Here is a 21,116-nt window from a genome sequence, read left to right on the forward strand (position 1 = left end):
CGGTGACGGTGGTGGTCATCGACTGGACGGAGACCGGCGCGTCACCGCCCACGGGCACGGAACCGACCATGATCTGCCGGGCGCGCCTGCGGGGGGAGGGCAACGGCCGGGGAAACGCCGGCATGCCGAGACTGACCGCCGTCATCCCGCCACCTGCCGGACGAACACGGAACAGCCGGTGAGCTCGAAGGTCATGGTTCTGTGCCCCCATCTCGTCCGGGACCGGGCTCGCGCATGTCGGCGCGGAGTTCCTGGGGCAGGGCGAAGACGGTCCTCTCCCGCGCCCCGGCCACCTCCGCCACGTCGGTGAAGCCGCGCTCGGCCAAGTGGACGAGCACGTCCCGGACCAGGTCGCCGGGGACCGAGGCGCCCGCCGTCAGCCCCACCGTCTCCACACCGGCGAGCCAGGCGTCATCGATCTCATGGGCGAAGTCGACGAGGTGAGCGGCGCCGGCGCCCGCCTCGATGGCGACCTCGCGCAGGCGCAGCGAGTTGGAGGAGTTACGCGAGCCCACGACGATGACGACTTCGCAGAAAGGGGCCACCCGCTTGACCGCCTGCTGCCTGTTCTGGGTGGCGTAGCAGATGTCGTCGCTCGGCGGGGACTCCAGCAGCGGGTACTTCTGCTTGAGCCGCTCCACGGTCAGCATCGTCTCGTCCACCGACAGCGTGGTCTGCGACAGCCAGACCACTTTCGACGGATCACGCACGGTGACGCCGTCCACGCCCTCCGGGCCGTCGACGATGTGGACGTTGCCGGGTGCCTCCCCGGCGGTGCCGACGACCTCCTCATGCCCCGGATGGCCGATGAGCAGGATGTCGTAGCCCTCGGCGGCGAACCGGCGGGCCTCATGGTGCACCTTGGTCACCAGCGGGCAGGTCGCGTCGATGGTCTTCAAGGCGCGGGCCGCCGCGGAGGCGTGCACCTCCGGGGCCACGCCGTGCGCCGAGAAGACGACGGTCGCCCCCTCGGGCACCTCGTCGTTCTCCTCGACGAAGACGGCGCCGCGGGAGCGCAGGGTCTGCACCACGTGCCGGTTGTGCACGATCTCCTTACGCACATAGACCGGCGGCCCGTACAGTTCGAGCGCCTTCTCCACGGTCTGCACCGCGCGATCCACTCCGGCGCAGTAGCCGCGTGGACTGGCCAGCAGAACGCGCCTGGTGGGACTCCTCATGCCTGACCTCTCTTCCAGTTCTCGGTGGTGGTCACGATCCGGCGGCACCCGCTCCGCAGCCTGCCTGCCCGGGGACACACGGCTCATGAGATGACCAACCTGTCGCTCAGGGGCGGACGATCACTCCCTCCCCGGTCCCGCGCCGGGCGGCGGGTGAGCAGGCGCCGGATCTCGCCCTCCAGCCCCGGCGCGGACAGCCCGACCTCCTCGAGCAGTTCGGCCCGGCCGGCGACCGGCAGGAAAGCGGTGGGGACGCCGAAGGCACGGCAGGGAACGTCGACACCGGCATCGCACAGGGCCTGGGCGAGCGCGGCGCCCACACCACCGGCGCGCGCGCCGTCCTCGACCGTCACCACGAGGTCGTGCCATCCGGCCAGGTGAAGCAGCGCTCGGTCGACCGGCTTGACCCAGCGGGGGTCGACCAGCGTGACGCCGAGACCGCGGGCGGCGAGTCGCCCGGCCACCTCCGCGCACGTCGCGGCCATCGCCCCCACGGACACCAGCAACACGTCGCGGCGCCCGCCGGACGGGCCGGTGCGGTACAGCACGTCCACCCCGCCGATCCGTTCGAGGGCTGGAATGTCCGCGCCCACGCCTCCTTTGGGGAAACGGACCACGGTGGGAGCGTCCGACACCCGCACCGCCTCGCGTAGCTGTGCCCTCAGCTGCGCGGCATCGCGGGGCGCGGCCAGGCGTAGCCCGGGTGCGACCTGCAGGACGGACATGTCCCACATGCCGTTGTGGCTGGGGCCGTCATCACCGGTGATCCCCGCCCGGTCGAGAACGAACGTCACCCCCGCCCGATGCAGCGCGACATCCATGAGGAGCTGGTCGAAGGCGCGGTTGAGGAAGGTCGCGTAGATCGCGACGACCGGGTGCAGGCCACCTGCGGCCAGACCGGCCGCGCAGGTGGCGGCGTGCTGCTCGGCGATGCCCACGTCGAACACGCGGTCCGGGTAGGCATCGGCGAAGCGATCCAGGCCGACCGGGGCGAGCATGGCTGCGCTGAGCGCCACGACATCGGGCCGCTCCGCGCCGAGGTGCACCATCTCCTCGGCGAAGACCGACGTCCACGTGCGGGCCATGCTCGTCGTCGTGGCCTTGCCGGTGGTCGCGTCGATCACGCCGATGCCGTGGAAATGGTCGCTGGAGTCGTTCTCCGCGTGCCGGTACCCGCGTCCCTTCCGGGTCACGCAGTGGACGACGACGGAGCGGCCGAGCGCGCGGGCCGCGTGCAGCGCCGACTCCGTCGCGGCGATGTCATGGCCGTCGACGGGTCCGATGTACGCCAGGCCGAGACTCTCGAACACGCCACCGGGCGCCGCCGGCTCCGGCGCCTCCCCCGCGTCGCCCGGCCGGTCGTTCGCGCACGCACCGGCCGGGGAACCGCCGTCGGCGGGATGCCGCCCGCGTCGCGGGACGTTCTCACGGTCGTGGCCCGCCCGCAGCGCGGTGAGGTGTTCGGCGAGGCCGCCGACGGTCGGTGCGTAGGAACGCCCGTTGTCGTTGAGCACGATGATCACTGGCCGGTTTCCGGCGGCGATGTTGTTCAGCGCCTCCCACGCCATCCCCCCGGTGAGCGCGCCGTCGCCCACGACGGCGACCACGGCGCGGTCCGTCACCCTTCGGACGCCGAACGCCTTGGCCAGGCCGTCGGCGTACGACAGCGCTGTGGACGCGTGGGAGTTCTCGATGAGGTCGCACTCGGATTCGGCCCGGCTCGGGTAGCCCGACAGCCCGCCTCTCTTCCGCAGCCGGGAGAAGTCCTGTCTCCCGGTGATCAGCTTGTGCACGTATGCCTGGTGGCCGGTGTCCCACAGGATGAGGTCGCGCGGGGAGTCGAAGACCCGATGCAGGGCGAGGGTGAGTTCGACCACGCCGAGGTTGGGGCCCAGGTGCCCGCCGGTGCGGGACACCGATTCCACCAGGAAGGACCGGATTTCCCCACTCAGCTCGGCTAACTGCGCCGACGTCATCTTCTTGAGGTCACGAGGGGTGCGAACGTCTGTCAACACGACTGCATGTTCCTTCTTCCGGCCGGCTTTTCACCGGGAAAAGCCGCGTACGGACGACGGGGGACGAAGTGCCGCGGGTCCGGCGAGTGCGGTCGCCTCGCGTCTCGCCTCGCCACGGCCCGCGTGATCGGCGAGTCGGCTCTTCGCGTGGAGTTCGGTGATCGGACCCGGCCAGCCTGGCCGACCGTCCTTGTGGACCGCTTGGGGCCACCGGTCGCCGCCCCTCCCCGGATCGAATGTCCACGCCGCGGGGCGGGAGCGGCGTCACGGACGAGCCGTCGGCGACCGGAGATGGGAGCTCGTCGCGCCTCGCCGTCAACAAGCGTGACGAAGAGGTTCACAAGGGCGGCTCGTCAGGCTGGGCGGGCCCACATCGCCTCATCGCCCATTTTCGCCCAATGGCTGAAGGAGAACGCCGATGTCAAGCGATCCGCACGGGGAGAAGTCATGATCGGACAGCAGTCAGGCGTGGCGGACGCCGGAGCGTTGCGGTCACCGGACGTGGACGAGTCGGTACGGACGGCGATACGCCAGGCGGTGGCCACGCTACCGGATCCGGAGCGGCGTGTGGCCGAGTATCACTTCGGCTGGCTGGACGATCCGGACGGGAACGGCTCCGGGCCGAAGACGGGCGGCAAGGCCCTGCGGTCGGCGCTGGCGCTGGCCTCGGCCCGGGCCGTCGGCGGAGCCGCACGGCGCGCGGTTCCGGGGGCGGTCGCCGTCGAACTGGTGCACGACTTCTCGCTGCTGCACGACGACGTGATCGACGGGGACCGGACCCGGAGACACCGGCCGGCCGCCTGGGTGCGCTTCGGGGTGGGAGCAGCCGTACTGACCGGAGACGCGCTGTGGGCGCTGGCGCTACAGGTGATCACCAAGACGGGAGACGCGGCGGCGGTCAACGCGGTGATCGAGACCCTGGCGGATCTGATGCGAGGCCAGAGCCAGGACGTGGCGTTCGAGTCCCGCAACGACGTCACGGTGCAGGAATATCGGTCGATGGCCGAGGACAAGACCGGCGCGCTTCTCGGAGGAGCGTGCGAGGTCGGCGCCCGGCTGGGCGGCTCGTCATCGTTCCGGGCGGCGCAACTGCGGTTGTTCGGCCGGCACCTGGGCGTGGCGTTCCAGTGCGCGGACGACGTGCTGGGGATCTGGGGCCGAGCCGAGCTGACGGGCAAACCGGTGGGCGGGGACGTGATCGCCCGGAAGAAGACGCTCCCGGTGATCGCCGCGCTGGCCGATCCGGGCGACGCGGGCCGGCGCCTGTCCGCGCTGTACCGGCGTGCCGAGCCGCCGGACCCGGAGGAGTGTGCGCTGATCGCCGGCCTGATCGAGGAGGCCGGCGGCCGGGCGGCGGTGGAGGCCGAGATGGAACGCCAGGTCGGTCTGGCCCTGGCCTGCCTGGACGCCGCCGAGCCCGAACCGGCCGCCCGCGAGGACCTCGCCCGGATCGTCTCCTGGGCGGCGCTTCGTGACCGCTGACCTTCGCGGCCCCGCGCCGGGGCGGTCGATTCCCGGCACGGGCGTGCCGGACCCGCGGTAGCGCGTCCCGGACGCCCCCGCATCGGGCGCGCACACCGTCGCGCCCGGGACGGCGCCGGGCGCCCGCGGGCACCCGCGCATGCGCCTGTCCCGAGGCTGCCCGGCGGTCTCCGCCAGGGCCCGGCGCCGCGCCGGACCGCTTCCGCGCCGGAGGCGCGAAAGCAAGAGGAAACGAACATATTTTCGCAAAACCTTTGCGCGGCGACGCCGTCCGCCGGGCGCGGCCGATCGGCCCGGCCGGGCGGCGAGCCCGCACTCACGCGCGGGAAAGGCAGCAATGCGAAACGAAGATCGTACGCTTGAGCGGCTCATCGGCGAGTTCGGAACGGCGATCCGGCAGGCGGGGGGTGAACACCTCTGCGTCGACTTCTTCCGGTGGTGCACCGACCCGCGCAACCCCAACCGGGAGCGGTGGACTCGCCTGATGGGCCTTTCCTCCACACACGACATGACGGTGCACCTGCTCCGCGGATCGCTGTCCGAGCCGGCCGTGACGGAACTCCTGGACAAGAGCGTGACGATGAACGTCTATCAGACGTTCGAAATCGTCTCGGACAACATCGGGTTCGGGCTGGCGGCCATCCGCGAGGGCGACGCCGAGGCGGCAAACCGGCTGACGACGCTGGTCGGCTTCAACGAGGCGATGGTCGCCGCCCTCGGTTCGCCGTCGGCACCCGCGCGCCGGCTCCTGGACGGCATCCGGCCGAGCGCGGCCGCCGTCCCCTTCCTGGAGCACACGCTGGGATACGAGAACCATCTCGGCATCGTTTCGGCGTACACCGCGGAGGGGGGGACCGCATCCGTCGCCGATGTCAATCAGGCGACCTGGCCCATATTGGTCGCCAACATGGAGACGTGCCGGGCGGTCGCCGACGCGGCCTCCCATTCCATGTTGGGGGGTTTCGTACGGGACAGTTTGATCGCTCGGTACGCGGCGGTCCACGCCCTCCTCACCGATCCGGAGATGGACTGGCAGCGGCGACTCGCGTTGAGCGGGGACGCGATCCTCGTCGCCGCCACGCTCGGATACTACGTCTCCTTCCTCCTGACGGAGGTGCCGCGAGCAGCGGAGATCGGCTCAGCCGAACTGGAGAGGCTCGTCCGCGACTGCCTGACCCGGTGCGGGGTGATCGTCCGCCTTCTCAACGACGTCGGCACCACGCTCCTGACCGACCGGGAATCGCGGAGCGCGTGGACGCGGAGGCTCCGCGACGCGTTGCGCGAATCCGGCGACACGGATCTCGAAGGCTTCCTGACGCGGAATCTCAACGGGGAGGCGATCTCCACTCGCCTGGAGAAGGATCTCACCTACGGCGAGCTCAACCTGCTTCTGCACGGCCTCCACCGGCGACCGGCGCGCGAGGCCGCGCCGGTGCTCTTCCCCCGTCTCGACGACCTCGCCCAGGTCTACGCGGACTCGTGGCGGCTGCTTGAGAAGTTCTCCGCCGAACTTGACGAGGCGCTCGGGGATCGGCGCGCGTCGCGAATGCTGCTGACCTTCGTCAGGTTCCATGAGGATCTTTACCGCAACTCCTTCGCCACGAAGGCGGGGGAATACTCCGGCGTCTGACGGTGACCGGGGCGTTCACCGGGAGACCGGGGCGGGCGCCGCCCGCGCCACCGGGAGTCCGGCGAGCGCAGAAGACCGCGGGCACGTGACGACCCGCCGCGCTCGCCGGGGACGGCACAGCGATGCGACGCCGATTCAGCGCCCCAAAACACCAGCGGAACCCGCCAAACCAGACAAAGCCAGACCAAGCCATTCGCAAGGCGCGCGGGGCAAGATACCGGAGTGACCGGCCCGTGACCGCGACCTTGGAAGCGCTCTTCGGGCCGTGCCTCTTCTGTCTTCCTGCGTGTGGTGAGGGATTCGCATGAGCTCGCCTGGCGAAAGTGGATACGTCGCCGAGCCGATCGTGACAATCGGCTCGTCCTACTGGTTACCCGGGGCCCGCGCCCCACGGGAGCTGCGGGATCTCACACCACGCCGTGCCGGTTCCTAGGCGGCGGGATGGAGTTCCTGGTTCTGGGTCCGGTGGAGGCTCGCGACAACGGGGTCCCCGTCAACCTCATCGGCCCGCGCCAGCGCGCGGTGCTGGCGCGCTTACTGCTCGCCCGCGGGGCGGTCGTCCCCACGGACACGCTGATCGACGACCTGTACGGCGGCGCTCCTCCGGCGAGCGCGGTCACCGCGCTCCACTCGTACGTGTCGAACCTGCGCCGGGTCATCGAGCCCGACCGCGCTTCGCGCACCCCTCCCCGGATGCTCATCACGCGATCTCCCGGCTACCTGCTGGCCGCCTCCAACGTGGACGCGATCCGGTTCACCGAGCTGGTCACCACCGCGGAGTCGCTCCCGCCCGGCGAGGCACTCGCCTGTTCGGAGGAGGCGCTGCGGCTCTGGCGGGGCGTGCCCTACGGCGAGTTCGCCGACGAGCCGTGGGCGGCCGTCGAGGTCGGCCGTCTGAGCGAGCTGCGCCTGAGCGCGGTCGAGCGGCGCGCTCAGGCGCTCCTCGACTTCGGCCGTCCGCAGATCGTGATCACCGACCTGAAGGCCGAGTCGGTCGCGCACCCGCTGCGTGAGCGTCTGTGGTGCCTGTTGGCCCTGGCCCTGTACCGCACCGGCCGCCAGGCCGACGCGTTGGCCGTGCTACGCCGGGCCGGCGACATCCTCACCGCTCAGCTGGGCCTGTACCCGGGCCCCGAGCTGCGGAGGCTGGAGCATGACATTCTCCAGCAGTCCGACTCTCTCGCCCTTCCTCTCCTGACCGCCGTGCCGGTGTCCCTGCCGGCACCGGCGGCGCCGCGGCGGCGGATCATGATCGGCCGGGAGCGGCAGCTCGCGGAGTTGGCGATGCTACCGCTTCGCGTGGACCCGAGCGGCGTGGCCGTCGCCGCGGTGAGCGGCGGGCCGGGCATCGGCAAGACACGGCTGCTGGAGGCGTTCCGGGACCGGTGCGCCGATCTCGGTTGCCTGGTGCTGTGGGGCCGCTGCCACGACACCGAGGCGGCCCCACCGCTGTGGCCATGGCTGCAGGTCCTGCGCGAGCTGGCCGGGGTCTTCCCGCCTCCGGACCATGAGGCGTTGGCCGGGCTGCTGGGCGACGAGCGGCACGGCGGCACCACCGAGGCGCCGCCCCACCGGAACCAGATCGTCGCTCAATGGCTCGTCTCGGCCGCGCGGACCCGGCCGCTGGTGATCATCCTGGACGACCTGCACTGGGCCGACCCCGCCTCGCTCGATTTGCTCAGGGACATCGCGGCCATGCTGGCCGGAGGACCGGCCGAGGCCGTTCTGCTGACGCTGGTCACCGCGTTCCGTGAGGCGGTCTTCCGGGATACGGCGGTTCGCGGCGGCGCGCCCTCCACCGGTGATCCCGATCTCTCGATGGACGGGGTGCTGGGCCAGTTCGCCCGCTACGATCTGCTCCGCATCCGCCTGACCGGCCTGACCGTCAAGGACGTGCAAGCGGTCGCGGCGGAGATGGGCACCGAGCTGGACGACTCCGCCGCCGAGCGGCTGACCGAGCGGACCGGCGGCAACCCGTTCTTCGTGCGCGAGAGCGTCCGCCTCCTGGCCCTGGGGCAGGGCCGGGAAGCGGTGCCCGACACGGTGGCCGACCTGGTCCGCCGGCAGGTGGCCCTACTGGGTCCGCAGGCCACCCAGGTGCTCACAACCGCCGCAGTGATCGGCCGGTACTTCGACCCCGGCGTGGTCACCGAGGTGTGCCGGACATCCGGGACGGGACCGGCGCAGGTATACCGTGTCCTGGACCTGGCCGCCCAGGCCGGGTTGGTCCTTCCCCGCGGCGGCTCCATGACGTTCGCCTGCGACCTGGTCAGGGAGATCCTCGTACGCGACATCCCGCCGCTGCGCAAAGCGGTGATCCACCAGGAGGTGATGAGCACCCTGGCCGCCCGACCGAGTACCGACGTGGCCGTCCTCGCCCACCACGCGGCGGAGGCCGGCCCGGCGGCGTACCGGGAGGCGGCGCGCTGGGCCCGCTCGGCGGCCAGGCAGGCGAGCCTGCGCCTGGCCTATGGGGAGGCCGCCGCCTGGTGGGGCCGGGCCGTCGCCGCGCACGGCGCCTGCGCCGGCGACCCGGCCGAGTACGTGGAACTGCTGCTGCAGCAGGTTCGCGCCCTGCTGGAAGCCGGGGACGCGCCCGGTGCCCGGCTGGTCCGGGCGGAGGCCGTACGCGTCGCCGATCAGGCCGAGGCGGGCCCGGAGCTGGTCGTCCGCGCCCTCACCTCGCTGAACGCCCCGTCGGCCTGGGTGCTGCGCGACCCGTACGAGGTGGCCGGACTGCGGCTGGTGGACCGGTTCGAGGCCGCGTTGCGCGCGCTGCCCGAGACCGACAGCTCGGAGCGGGCACTGCTCCTGGGCGGTCTGGCCCAGGAGTTGCACGACGGGCACGACGACCCGCGCCGCCGCTCCCTGTCCGCCGAGGCCGTCGCGATGGCCCGCCGGCTGGGGGATCCGCACCTGCTGATGTGGACGCTCAACGCGCGTCGTCTGTCCGTGCCCCAGGCGACCCACCTCCCCGAGCTCGTGGAGGTCGCCACCGAGATGCACGAACTCGCACTGCGCACCCGGATGCCGGAGTTCGAGCTGCTCGCTCAGATGATGCACACCCACAACCGGCTGGAGATGTTCGACCTGGCCGGCGCCGACCAGGCCGCCACCCGCTGCGACGTCCTGCTGGAACGTCTGCGGCTGCCCTGGCCCCGCTTCCAGCACACCATGTGGCGGGCCAACCGGCTCGCCCTGGCCGGCCGGTTCGACGACGCCGAGATCCTGTACGGCGCGGCCGCGCGGCAGGCTGAGCGGCTCGGCGTGCGGCACGCGGGCGGGATCGTCGCGACCGGGCGTCTCATGTCGCGCTATCAGCGGGGCAGGATCGCCGACGCCGGACCACTGATCGACCTGGCCGCCGGCATCCATCCCGGCCTGGGCCACGACGCCCGGGTGCTGGAGCTGTGCGCGCAAGGCCGCGTGAGCGAGGCCCGTGCCTTGGCCGGGAAGGGCTGGCCGCCTCCACCGGCGGACTGGTCGTGGCTGACCATGACCTGCCTGCAGGGCGCGGCCCAGGCCGCTGTCGGCGACATGCCGTCCTGCCGGACGACCTACGAGAGACTGCTGCCTTACGCCGGGCGGATCTCCGGAGGGTCGGCGATGGCCTGTGCAGGACCCGTCGACGGGTTCCTGGCCCTGCTCGCCTCGAGCATGGGAAACCCCGAGTCGGTCTCCTGGCACCTGGCCTCGCTGAAGCGGCTGGCGCCCCAGAACGGGTTTGGTGACTCCACGAGACCGCCGGCAGGTGACTGCGGCGAAGGCCTGAAGGCGTCGTAAGGCCGTCTCGGCCTTTGGGGGTGCCGGCGGGGGGGCGCGTCCTCGCCGGGGAGGACGCGCCCGGGGGCTACCCCGGACGCGGCCTCGCCGCATGGGCCCATCCCGCCGTGACCCTGTGTTGCGCGATTGTCAACCCTGAGTAAAAGCACAAGGTCAGGAAAGGCAAAGGGTTGACGCGCCCTTTAAAGGTTCTAATACTAGGCCAATGGACCAATTGGGAGCGCGAACGGTCACCGAGGATGTGGCCGAGCGCCTGCGCCGGTTGATACATCGGGGTGAGATCTCGCCGGGGGATCGCCTGCCACCCGAGCGGGAGCTGGCCGAGACCCTGGGTGTGGCGCGGGTGAGCCTGCGGGAGGCGATCAAACTCCTCCAGGGCCACGGCTACGTGGAGGTTCGGCGGGGAGCGCGCGGCGGAACGTTCGTCACCAGCCTCGACGGCCCGTACCGCCAGTGGATGGGCCAGATGCGCGAGGAGAGCTCCGAGTTCGAGGACATCCTCGACTACCGCATCGCCATAGAGTCCCGCGCCGCCGCGCTGGCCGCCACCCGGCGCGGAGAGTCCGACCTCGCCGACCAGCGGATGGCGATCGAGCGGATGGCCCGCGCCACGGAACGCTCCGAGTTCCGGTTGTCGGACTCGCAGTTCCACGGCGCCGTCGCCCGCGCGTCGGGCAGCAGGCGACTGGAGGCGGCCATCCACTACGCCCGCGGTGAACTCTTCGCCCACCCCGACCAGATGGTCTACGTCGAGCAGATCGAGACCTGCTGCCGGGCCCACCGCCTGATCTACGAGGCGATCGCCGACCGTGACCCGTGGGCGGCGGCGACCGCGATGGAGGAGCACATCGAGCACACGCGGCTGGAGATCAGGGAGCTGCTGTTCGGAGACGGGGAATGAGCGGGCCACTGATCGGCGTCACGGGACGGCGCCTGCTCGGCGTGCCGGACATACCGCCCTCCCTGCACGGCATCGTCGCCTACGGCTACTTCGCCGACTACTCCGCCGCGGTGGCCGCCGCGGGCGGCGTGCCCGTCCTGCTGCCCTTCGACACCCACCCGGAGCTGGTCGCCGACCGACTCGACGGGGTGGTGCTCGCCGGCGGGGAGGACGTCGACCCGCGCAGGTACGGCGGCACGCCGAGCCCGTTCCAGACCCTGCTCGACCCCGTACGGGACGAGTACGAGATCACGCTGGTGCGGACCGCGCTGGAGCGGCGGCTGCCGCTGCTCGGGATCTGCCGGGGGTCCCAGCTCCTCAACGTCGCGCTCGGCGGCACGCTGGTCCCCCACCTCCCGCCCGACAGCGGTGAGGGGCACTCCTACCTCGGCTACCCCCGCGGCCACCGGTCCCACCCGGTGCGCGTCGCCGAGGGCAGCCGCACGGCCGGCGTCCTCGGCACCGACCTCGCCGTCAACAGCTACCACCACCAGGCGGTGGACCGCGTCGGCGCCGGACTGCGCGCGGTCGCGCACGCCCCCGACGGTGTCGTCGAGGCGATCGAGATGGACGGTGCTCCGGTCATCGGCGTCCAGTGGCACCCCGAGATGTTCGCCGAGCCGGACCCGCTGTTCGGCTGGCTCGTCGACGAAGCGAAGAACTACCAAGGAGACACCGCATGAGCGACAGACACAAGGGGCGCACCGCCCTCGTCACCGGGGCCGGATCGGGGATCGGGCGCGGCATCGCCCGGCGCCTGGCCGCCGAGGGCGCCCGGGTGGCGTGCGTGGACGTCAAGCACGACCTCGCCGACGAGACGGTGGCGCTGATCACCGGCGAGGGCGGCCGGGCGCTCGCCCTCAGCGCCGACGTCCGCGACCGGGCCGAGGTCTCCGCCGCCCTGGAGGCGACCGCCGAGGCCTTCGGCGGCCTCGACTACCTGGTGAACAACGCCGGCCTGGTGACCATGTCCTCGCTGGAGGAGCTCACCGACGAGGAGTGGGACCTGGTCCTGGACGTCAACCTCAAGGGCGTCTACATCGTCACCCAGCTGGCGCTGCCCTACCTGAAGGAGGCCTCCGGCGCGGCCGTCGTCAACCTCTCGACGGTGGAGGCCGAGGTCGTGGTCTCCTCCCAAGGGTTCTGCCAGGTCCACTACAACGCCTCCAAGGGAGGCGTGAAGATGCTCACCAAGGCGCTGGCCGTCGAGCTGTCGCGCTACGGCGTCCGGGTCAACTGCGTGGCGCCGGGGCCGGTGGCCACCGGTTTCATCCCGGGCGCGGACATCACCGCCCCCGAGGTGATGGAGTTCCTGGGCCAGCGGCTGCTCGTCAAGCGCCTGGCCCAGCCGGAGGACATCGCCGCCGCGGCCTCGTTCCTGCTCTCCGGCGACGCCTCCTTCATCACCGGGGTCCAGCTGCCCGTCGACGGAGGGTGGCTGACGCGATGACCGAGCACGCGACCGCGTTCGAACCGCTGGACCCGGCGGACCTGGAGCGGGCGGGGTTCGACACCGTCATCGTCTCCGGCGTCGACATGCAGGGGCGGCTGTTCGGCAAGCGGATGTCCCCGCGGCGGTTCCGCGCCCTGCTGACCGAGGGCCTGCACATCTGCACGTGCGTGTACTCCTGGGACATCGACCAGGGCCTCGGCCTGGAGGTCGAGTTCGCCGGCGCGCACACCGGCTGGCAGGACTTCCGCCTGGTGCCGGACCCGGCCACGCTCCGCCCTGCCGCGTGGCTCGACTCCACGGCCATCTGCCTGGCCGACAGCGTCGACGAGCACACCGGCGAGCCGCTGCCGGTGGCGCCGCGGACGATCCTGCGGAACCAGGTCGACTCCTTCCTGGCCGCGGGCTACGAGCCGTACGCGGCGACGGAGCTGGAGTTCTACCTCTACCTCGGCACCCCCGCCGAGCTGCGCAAGCGCCGCTACCAGGACCTGGAGCCGACGACGCTCGTGCACGCCGACTACAACATCGGCGAGGGGAACCAGATGGAGCCGTTCTTCCGCAAGGTGCGTCACGCGCTGGAGGCGAGCGGGATCCCGGTCGAGGTCTCCCAGGTGGAGTACGGGCTCGGCCAGTGGGAGATCAACCTGGAGTACACCTCGGCGATCGCGTCGGCCGACCGCCACGTCCTGTTCAAGCAGGCCGTCAAGGACCTCGCCGCGGCGAACGGCATGACGGCCACCTTCATGCCCCGGCCGGTCACCGACGACCTCGGCTCGTCCTGCCACATCCACGCCTCGCTGCGCGACCACGCCGGCGGGACCCCGTTCTTCGACCCCGGCGGCGACCGGGGCATGAGCGCCGTACTCGGCAACGCGGTCGCGGGAGTGCTGCAGCACACCGCCGACCTCATGCTGTGGTACGCGCCGACGATCAACTCGGCCCGGCGGATCGGCAGCCAGGACTTCGCGGGCAACGGCCTGACGTGGGGGTTCGACAACCGGACGACCACCTGCCGGGTGCTCACCGGGGAACCGTCGGCCACCCGGCTGGAGTTCCGCCTGCCCGGGGCCGACGTCAACCCGTACCTGGCCCTCGCGGGGATGCTGGGCTCCATGCGCCGCGGCATCGCCGACGGCGCCGACCCGGGCAAGCCCGCGGCGGGAGACGCGTACGGCGAGTCCCACGACGAGTTCCCGAGCACCCTGGCGGAGGCCGCCGAGCGGTTCCTGAGCAGCGACTTCGCCGCCGAGACCTTCGGCTCCGACGTCGTACGGCACTACCACGCCGTCGCCCGCTACGAGTGGCGGCAGTTCATGCAGTCGGTGACCGACTGGGAGCGCATCCGCTACTTCGAAGGCATCTGAGAGGCGCCGCCCCGGCGGCACCACCGGAAAGACACCGGCCGACCGGCACCGCCAGAAAGGCGCCACCCGACAGGCACCGGCCGACCGGCACCACCCGGCGGACATCACCTGGCAGACGCCACCCGGCGGCGCCACCGGGAGACCCCACCCGGCCGGGCACCGTCCGCGAGACATCACCCGGCACGCATCCGCCCGGCCATCCGGCGCGGACCGGCGGATCCGACGACCGATCATCGAGCGGTCGAGACCACCTGATCGACGGGCGGGCGCGCGACCGCCCCGAAACACCCGGCCCACGTCACGAGCCGGGCACCGAACCCACCCTGCGACTCACATCCACGCTCAATCGTCGCAAAGGCGGTCAAGCATGTCATCAGACGACATGGCTCCCCACGCCCTTCCCCCGCAGACCTCCTCCCCCGCGCTGCGCAGCGGCGCCCTCGGCCAGCGCGAGGTGGTCTTCCAGGCCATCAGCCACCTCGGCCCCGCGGTCGGCATCATCATCATCGGCCCGGTGCTCGCCGGTTTCGTCGGCGCGAGCATCCCGCTCATCGTGCTCCTCGCCATGGCGGCGGTGCTGCTCACCGGCCTGTGCGTCGCGCAGCTGGCGCGCAAACTCCCCTCCTCCGGCGGCTACTACACCTACGTCAGCCACGGCCTCGGGGAACGATTCGGCTTCGTCACGGCCTGGGCCTACTTCCTGTACGACCCGCTCCTGCCCACGCTGGTGCTCCTGGTCACCTCGGGGATCCTGACGCCGGTCATCGAGGCCAACCTGGGGATCCACATCCCCTGGTGGCTGATCGCGCTGGTCCTGCTCGCGGTGGTCTTCACCGCGACCTACCGCGGCGTCAAGATGTCGGCCCGCCTCACCCTCGTGCTGGGCGTCGTCGAAAGCGTGATCATGGTGGTGTTCGCCGTCGCCGTGCTGGTCCGCTCCGGCGGCCGGACGCTGAGCCTCGCCCCGCTGAGCTTCCCGGACACCCCCGAGGGGCTGCAGCCGGTGTTCCTCGCCTTCGTCTTCGCCGTGCTGCTCTTCACCGGGTTCGAGTCCGCCGCCCCGCTGGCCGAGGAGACCGCCGACCCGCGCCGGGCGATCCCGCGCACGGTGCTCTGGTCCACGATCGTCGTCGGCCTGATCTGGGCCTTCGTGGCCTACGCGATGGTCGTCGGCTGGGGGGTCGAGAGGATCGGCGACATCGTGAGCGCCGACAACCCCTTCTTCACCCTCGCGGACGGCGTGGCCGGGTGGGCCTGGCTGCTCCTCGCCTTCGCCCTGCTGAACTCGGCGCTCGGCGCCGCCCTCGCGGGCCAGAACGCGGGCGCCCGGGTCATGTACGCCCTGGGCAGGAGCGGCATCCTGCCGCGCGGGCTGGCCCGGATCCACCCGGTCCACCAGACGCCGGCCACCGCGCTCATCCTCACCACGCTGCTCAACGTGGCCGTCTGCCTCGGCCTGGGCACCTGGCTCGGTCCCATCGGGGGCTTCACCTTCATCGGCCTGTTCATCACCCTGGGGGTCATCGTGGTCTACTCCCTGGGCAACATCGCGGTGATCGGCCTGTACTGGAGGCGGTACCGCCCGGAGTTCAGCCCGCTGCGGCACGGGGCGGTGCCGGTGGCCGCCACCGCGATCCTCATCGCGGGCCTGTACTACAGCGTCTGGCCGCTGCCCGCCTGGCCGCTGAACCTCGCGCTCGGCATCGTCGTGTCCTGGCTGGTGGTCGGCGTGGTCGTCTCGGCGCTGCTGTGGCGCACCCGCCGGGACGCGCTGATGGACGCCGCCCGGCTCACCTTCGAGGACGGGACCGACGAGGCGCCCTCCCCGGACACGGTCGCGCTCCCCACCGGCGGAAGAGGGAGCGGGACCGCCACCGGGACCGTCACCGGCCGGGAGGTGACCGGATGACCGCGATCCCCGTCCTGCCCGAGCAGCGCGACCTCGTCGCCGGCCGGCGGGGGCCGGCGACGGTGCGGACCGGCGGCTGGCTCACCGATCCCAACACCGGACGGCGGCTGGCCCCCGCCCTGGAGTCCGGGCCCGAGCAGGTCGAGCGCGCGCTCGCCACGGCGGACGCGCTGCACCGCGAGCGCCGCTGGGCGACGGCCCCGGTCGGCGACCGCGTGGCGCTCCTGCCCGCGATCGCCGACCGGCTGGCCGCCCGGTCCGGGGAGATCGCCCGCGCCGAATCCGTCGACAGCGGCGTGCCGATCTCGGTCACCGCGATGTTCGGCGGCGGGCCCGCCGACGTGGTCCGCGGGGCCGCGGAGCAGCTGTCGGCGGCCCGGCTGCACGAGGAGCTCCCCGGGGCGGTGCGCCCGGTGCGGCTGCTCCGCCTCCCCTGGGGGCCCGCGGCCGTCATCGTCCCGTTCAACGCCCCGTCGTTCATCGCGGTCAAGAAGACGGCGTACGCCCTGGCCGCCGGGGCGCCCGTGATCTGCAAGCCCTCCCCGATCGCGCCGTCGGGCGTCAACCTGGTCGCCGACGCCATCGCCGAGGCGCTGGCCGACGCGGACGCCCCCGCCGGGCTGTTCCAGCTGCTGCACGGCGGTGCCGGCCCCGGGGCGGCGCTGGCCGCCGACCCGCGCGTGCGCGCCCTGTGCTTCACCGGCGGGCAGCGCACGGGCGGCTCGATCGTCCGGGCCTCCGCGGGCGACTTCAAGGCGCTCCAGCTGGAGCTGGGCTCGAACAACCCCGTCGTCGTCCGCGGCGACGCCGACCTCGACGCCACCGCCGACGCGCTGGTCGCGGGCTTCACCAAGCTCAACGGCCAGTGGTGCGAGAGCCCGGGCAGCGTCTTCGTCCCGGCGGCCCTGCACGACGCCCTCCTCGACGCGATCCTCGACCGGCTCGCCGTCCTGCGCGCGGGGCACAGCCTCGACCCGGAGACCGGGTTCGGCCCGCAGGCCGACGAGGAGTGCCTGGACCGGCTGCGCGGCCGGCTCGCCCGGCTGAGATCCGCCGGCGGCAAGGCCCTCACCAGCACGCCGATGCCGGACCTGCCGGGCTGGTTCCTCGCCCCGACCGTCGTGCGCGACGCCGATCCCGCGGACGCGACCGAGGAGATCTTCGGGCCGGTGCTGACACTGCACCCGGTGCGGGACGACGAGCAGGCCGTCGAGCTCGCCAACAGCCGCGTCACCGGGCTGGCGGGCTACGTCTTCGGCGCCGACGAGGAGGCGGCGATGGACGTGGGCGCGAGGCTGGAGTGCGGCGAGATAAAGATCAACGGCACCAGCCTGCTGGACCTCACCGAGACCTCGACCCAGGGGTTCTGGGGGTCGTCGGGAACCGGCGCGCACGGGAACGCCGAGCTGCTCCGGTTCTTCTGCGGTGCCCGCATCGTCGGCGTCGACGACCCGGGGCTCCCGCTGTGAGGGGACGGCGACCACGTGCCCCGGGCGGCCCCCGGCTCCGGGAGGTCGCCCGGCGACGGGTCAGCCCAGGCGGCTGAGCGCGACGTGCCGCGACGGGGTGAGCCCCGCGAGCGGCTCCCGGGCGGTGACGACGACGGCGGTGAAGCCGAGCGTCAGCAACGGCAGCACCCGGCCGGCGTCGGTGGCGCCGTCGGCCAGGAGCAGGGACCGCCCGGCGGAGCCGGGAGCCGCCGGGCGGCCGGCGCGGGCCAGCCGCGCGGCGGCACGCAGCTCGCCGGGCTCGCGCCGGTCCCGGCCGAGGTCCAGGAAGAGGACGTCCAGGGCCAGGCGCTCCCGCAGCACGTACCCGCACTGGGCGGCCAGGGTGGTCTTGCCGACCCCGGCCGGGCCGGTGATCGCCACCAGCGCGGGGTCCCCGCCGGCGACGGCCACCAGGACGGCGTCCTCGACCTCGCGCAGCAGCGGGATCCTGCTGAGGAAGACGGTGCCGCTCACCGGGGGCAGGTCCCACTCCGGGGACGGCGCCACGGCGGGGGCGCCGAGCGGGCGGGGCGGTGCCGCCTCGAAGGTCACGCGGTCGTCCCCGGTCAGTCCGAGGGCGGTGGCCAGTCGCCGGACGGACGTGCGGTGCGGGTATCGGGTGCGGCCCCGTTCCAGGTCACGGACCGTGCGCACGCTCAGGCGGGCGCGTTCGGCGAGATCCTCCTGGGTCAGCCGCGCCCTGCCGCGGTGGGTGCGCAGCAGCCGGGCGAACACCAGGCTCTCGGACAGCAGTGCAGACCCCACGTGAAGATCCTCCGGGTGACGATCGGACGCGGCCACCGTACGCGGGCGCGCTTATCCGCCGCTCTCATCCCGATATCGCCTTGGTATTCGCCGCGATATCGCCGGTGATTCCTCCTGTTCACCCCCGAAGCTCCGCTGTCAGCGTGAACCCATGCTTCCGACTGGACGAATGGGGCGGTCTCCGGAGCGGCACCTCGACGAGGCGGTCCCGGCCCGGCAGCCCGGCGGGGAGATCCCGGCCCTGCTGCGGCACTACCGGTGGATCGAGCTGACCCACATCGACGAGTACGTCCGCATGGGGCTGATGGGCGAAGAGGCGGCGGCCCGGATCCGCCGGGCGGTGCTGGACCTGACGCCCGAGGAGCTCGGCACCGGCCGCGCGGCCGGGTCGGACCCGCTGCCCGCCCTGGAGATGTGCGTCCAGGCACGCCTCCCCGAGGGCGCGTACGCCTGGCACGTCGACCGCAGCCGCAACGACGTGCGGGCGTGCGCGCGGCTGATGCTCGGCCGGGAGCGGCTCCTGGAGACGGCGGCCGCGGTGAGCGGGCTGGCCCGCACCGCGCTGGAGGCCGCGAGCGGGCACACCGAGTCGATCATGCCGGCCTGTTCCCGGCGGCGGACCACGCAGACCATCACCTTCGGTTTCTACCTGGCCGCGCTCGCCGAGGCGGCGACCGGTGCCGCGGAGTCGTTCCACGCCCTGTTCGACGCGGTCAACCTCTGCCCGCTGGGGGCCGGCGCGCTGGCCGGGCTGGAACTGCCCTGGGACCGGGCGCGGATCGCGCTCGCGCTGGGGTTCGACGGCCCGCAGCCGCACGCCCTGACCTCGGTCGCCTCCCAGGCCTGGGCGCTGCGCTCGGCCGCCGAGCTGTCGGTGCTCGGCACCACGCTGAGCCGCTTCCTGACCGACCTGATCGGGTGGAGCGGGCCGGGCTGCCGGTTCGTCGACCTTCCCGGCGGGACGGCGGGCGCCCCGGCGGCCCCGTACGAGGGGGACGCCGCGGTCCTGGAGCGGATCCGCGGCCTGGCCGGGCAGCTGGTCGGCCTCTCGCACGACGTCATGACCGGGCAGCGCGTCACCGGCTACACCGATCTCGTGGAGGCCGCCGGAGAGGGCCCCGGCCACCTGGAGGACCTCTTCGCGACCTGCGGCACCATGCTGGCCCTGTTCGACAGGGTGGTCGCGGGACTGCGGTTCCACCCCGAACGGGCCGGCCGGGCGGTGCGCGGGGAGCTGACGGCCTTCCTGACCGTCGCCAATCACCTGACGCTGGAGCACGGTGTCCCGGCCGGGACCGCGCAGGCCATCGTCGGCTCGTGGATCTCGGCCGCCGCCGAGGGGATCGGCGCGGCCGAGGCCCTCACCCCCGACCGGCTCTCGGCCGCGGGCCTGGTCGCCGCGGGCGAGCGGCACGGCTTCGCCCTGGCGGTCGAGGAGGCCGGGGTGCGCGAGCTGCTGGACGCCGAGGCGGGGGTGCGGCGCAAGCAGACCGGCGGCTCGACCCGCCCGGAGGAGGTGCGCCTCCTCCTGGAGCAGATCGGGGAACGGCTCATGGCCGTCGACGTGGGGGCCGCGCAGCGGTCCGGGTGGCTGCGCGAGGCGTGGGAGCACACCACCGGCACGAAGCCGGGTGATCCGTCGTGACCGGCACGCCTCCGGAAGGGCGCGCGAACCTGGTCCTCGTCGAGTCCCCCGCGGCCCGCTCCGGGATGCCTGCCTTCCGCAGGGCGGCCGGCCTGGGGCTCACGCCGGTGCTGGCCACCGCCGACCCGGCTCGCCACGCCGGCGCGGCGGCGGCCGGGGTGCGGATCGTGCCCTGCGACACCGGCTCGCCCGCCACCCTGGCCGGCGAGCTGCGCGCGGCCCTGGGTGAAATCGTCGGGGTCACCACCACGAGCCGGCGCCACGCTCTCGCGGCGGCCCGCGCCGCGGCGGACCTGGGGCTGCCCGGCAACCCACCCGGAGCGGTGGCCACCTGCCACGACAGGGGGCGCATGCGCGCGAGCCTGGCGGCGGCCCGGCTGCCCTCGCCCGCCTTCGAGGTGGTCGGGCCCGACGACGACCTCGACGCGCGGATCGTGGCCGCGCTGTCCCGCATCGCGATGCCGTGCGTGGTCAGACCCGTCGACGGCGCCGCCCCGCCAGGGGTCGCGCTCTGCTCCACCTTCGCCGAGGTGACGGACCACTGCCGCCGGGTGACGGCGGACGGCGCGGGATCCGCGCTGGTCGAGGGTTACCTGGCGGGTCCGGAGTTCAGCGTCGAGACGGTCAGCTCCGGCGGGGTCCACCGCTGCGTGGGCGTCACCGCCAGGCGGATGGCGCAGCCGCCGCATCTCGTGGCGCGCGGGCACGTCTTCCCGGCGCCGCTCCCGCCGGAGGCGGCGGGCGTGCTCGGCGAGACCGCGTGCAGAGCCCTGACCACCGTCGGCGTCACCGACGGCGCCGGGCACGTCACGATGAGGCTCATCGGCGGGCGGGCCTACGTCGTGGAGATCGGCACGCTGCCCGCGGACGGCGTCATCTCCGACCTGGTGGCGGACGCGTGCGGGTTCGACCTGCTCGACGCGCACCTGCGGGCCGCCGCCGGCCTGGGCCAGCTGCCCCTGCCCGGCCGGTTCGTCCCGGCGGGGGTCGCCTTCCTGCTGGCTCCGGACGGGCCGGCCGCCGACGCGGTCACGGCGAAGGACGTGCGCGGGGTGGAGGACGCCCGCGCCGTGCCCGGGGTCGTCGCGGTGGGCGTCACCGTCCCCCGGGAGGCGCCGGGACGGCCTGCCGACAGCGGCCGGGAGCGGCTGGGCTACGTGATCGCCCACGCCCCGACCCACGCCGAGCTGGACGAGAGGCTGGACAGCGCGCTCGGCCGCCTGCGGCCGGCGCCGCAGGACCGCCCGCCGATCGCGATCCCCCGGCAGGAGCGCTGGATCCCGCCCTCCACGATTCCCACCTCCTCCTGACCGCCCCGCCCCGTCCTGTCCCCGTCCCCGTCCGCTCCCGGCGCTGAGCCGGCGTGGCATCGGCGCCGAATCGGCGCGGATATCGAGCGGTAGCCGATGCGATATCGAGTCGAAGGGGTCGCCCCCTACGTTCGTCCCAGCACGCGAAAAGC

General features: G+C 73.0%; 14 protein-coding genes and 1 pseudogene. 11 read left to right on the forward strand and 4 right to left on the reverse strand.

What is annotated here, in order from left to right:
* The 3 genes and pseudogenes from ABD841_RS36015 to dxs form a co-directional block, all read right to left on the reverse strand.
* Nucleotides 1-145 (reverse strand): annotated as a pseudogene (locus ABD841_RS36015) (flavodoxin-dependent (E)-4-hydroxy-3-methylbut-2-enyl-diphosphate synthase); the annotation flags it as partial.
* Between the two features lie 46 nt (nucleotides 146-191).
* Nucleotides 192-1,178 (reverse strand): 4-hydroxy-3-methylbut-2-enyl diphosphate reductase, encoded by a 987-nt coding sequence (locus tag ABD841_RS36020; RefSeq protein ID WP_344981113.1) that lies wholly within the window; start codon nucleotides 1,176-1,178, stop codon nucleotides 192-194.
* 83 nt (nucleotides 1,179-1,261) lie between these two features.
* Nucleotides 1,262-3,193, reverse strand: coding sequence for a 1-deoxy-D-xylulose-5-phosphate synthase (gene dxs / locus ABD841_RS36025; protein WP_344981114.1), 1,932 nt, complete (start codon nucleotides 3,191-3,193; stop codon nucleotides 1,262-1,264).
* A gap of 447 nt (nucleotides 3,194-3,640) precedes the next feature.
* On the opposite strand from dxs, the gene ABD841_RS36030 reads away from it, so the two are divergent.
* The 9 genes from ABD841_RS36030 (at nucleotide 3,641) to ABD841_RS36070 (ending at nucleotide 17,223) form a co-directional block, all read left to right on the forward strand.
* Nucleotides 3,641-4,675: a polyprenyl synthetase family protein gene (locus tag ABD841_RS36030; RefSeq protein WP_344981115.1), complete on the forward strand. Its 1,035-nt coding sequence runs from the start codon at nucleotides 3,641-3,643 to the stop codon at nucleotides 4,673-4,675.
* Between the two features lie 337 nt (nucleotides 4,676-5,012).
* Nucleotides 5,013-6,305, forward strand: coding sequence for a hypothetical protein (locus tag ABD841_RS36035; protein ID WP_344981117.1), 1,293 nt, complete (start codon nucleotides 5,013-5,015; stop codon nucleotides 6,303-6,305).
* A 441-nt stretch (nucleotides 6,306-6,746) separates the two neighbouring features.
* On the forward strand, nucleotides 6,747-10,088 hold the full coding sequence (locus tag ABD841_RS36040) for an ATP-binding protein (RefSeq protein ID WP_344981120.1): 3,342 nt from the start codon (nucleotides 6,747-6,749) through the stop codon (nucleotides 10,086-10,088).
* A gap of 205 nt (nucleotides 10,089-10,293) precedes the next feature.
* Nucleotides 10,294-10,989 (forward strand): FadR/GntR family transcriptional regulator, encoded by a 696-nt coding sequence (locus ABD841_RS36045; RefSeq protein WP_344981121.1) that lies wholly within the window; start codon nucleotides 10,294-10,296, stop codon nucleotides 10,987-10,989.
* Nucleotides 10,986-11,711 (forward strand): gamma-glutamyl-gamma-aminobutyrate hydrolase family protein, encoded by a 726-nt coding sequence (locus tag ABD841_RS36050; RefSeq protein WP_344981122.1) that lies wholly within the window; start codon nucleotides 10,986-10,988, stop codon nucleotides 11,709-11,711. The genes ABD841_RS36045 and ABD841_RS36050 overlap by 4 nt, the downstream gene beginning before the upstream one ends.
* Complete coding sequence (locus ABD841_RS36055; RefSeq protein WP_344981123.1) at nucleotides 11,708-12,478, forward strand: SDR family NAD(P)-dependent oxidoreductase; 771 nt, start codon at nucleotides 11,708-11,710, stop codon at nucleotides 12,476-12,478. The genes ABD841_RS36050 and ABD841_RS36055 overlap by 4 nt, the downstream gene beginning before the upstream one ends.
* Complete coding sequence (locus ABD841_RS36060; protein WP_344981124.1) at nucleotides 12,475-13,845, forward strand: glutamine synthetase family protein; 1,371 nt, start codon at nucleotides 12,475-12,477, stop codon at nucleotides 13,843-13,845. The genes ABD841_RS36055 and ABD841_RS36060 overlap by 4 nt, the downstream gene beginning before the upstream one ends.
* 367 nt (nucleotides 13,846-14,212) lie before the next feature.
* Nucleotides 14,213-15,754, forward strand: coding sequence for an APC family permease (locus ABD841_RS36065; protein WP_344981125.1), 1,542 nt, complete (start codon nucleotides 14,213-14,215; stop codon nucleotides 15,752-15,754).
* Nucleotides 15,751-17,223: an aldehyde dehydrogenase family protein gene (locus tag ABD841_RS36070; RefSeq protein ID WP_344981126.1), complete on the forward strand. Its 1,473-nt coding sequence runs from the start codon at nucleotides 15,751-15,753 to the stop codon at nucleotides 17,221-17,223. Before ABD841_RS36065 ends, ABD841_RS36070 begins: the two co-directional genes overlap by 4 nt.
* Nucleotides 17,224-17,283: 60 nt before the next feature.
* Here ABD841_RS36070 and ABD841_RS36075 read toward each other — a convergent pair whose 3' ends face one another.
* Nucleotides 17,284-18,009, reverse strand: coding sequence for a helix-turn-helix domain-containing protein (locus tag ABD841_RS36075; protein WP_344981127.1), 726 nt, complete (start codon nucleotides 18,007-18,009; stop codon nucleotides 17,284-17,286).
* A gap of 169 nt (nucleotides 18,010-18,178) precedes the next feature.
* On the opposite strand from ABD841_RS36075, the gene ABD841_RS36080 reads away from it, so the two are divergent.
* Nucleotides 18,179-19,654, forward strand: coding sequence for a lyase family protein (locus ABD841_RS36080; RefSeq protein WP_344981128.1), 1,476 nt, complete (start codon nucleotides 18,179-18,181; stop codon nucleotides 19,652-19,654).
* Complete coding sequence (locus tag ABD841_RS36085; RefSeq protein WP_344981130.1) at nucleotides 19,651-20,964, forward strand: ATP-grasp domain-containing protein; 1,314 nt, start codon at nucleotides 19,651-19,653, stop codon at nucleotides 20,962-20,964. The genes ABD841_RS36080 and ABD841_RS36085 overlap by 4 nt, the downstream gene beginning before the upstream one ends.
* Nucleotides 20,965-21,116: the final 152 nt, after the last annotated feature.

The organism is Streptosporangium fragile (genome assembly GCF_039534445.1).
In the GTDB taxonomy this organism is placed as follows: domain Bacteria; phylum Actinomycetota; class Actinomycetes; order Streptosporangiales; family Streptosporangiaceae; genus Streptosporangium; species Streptosporangium fragile.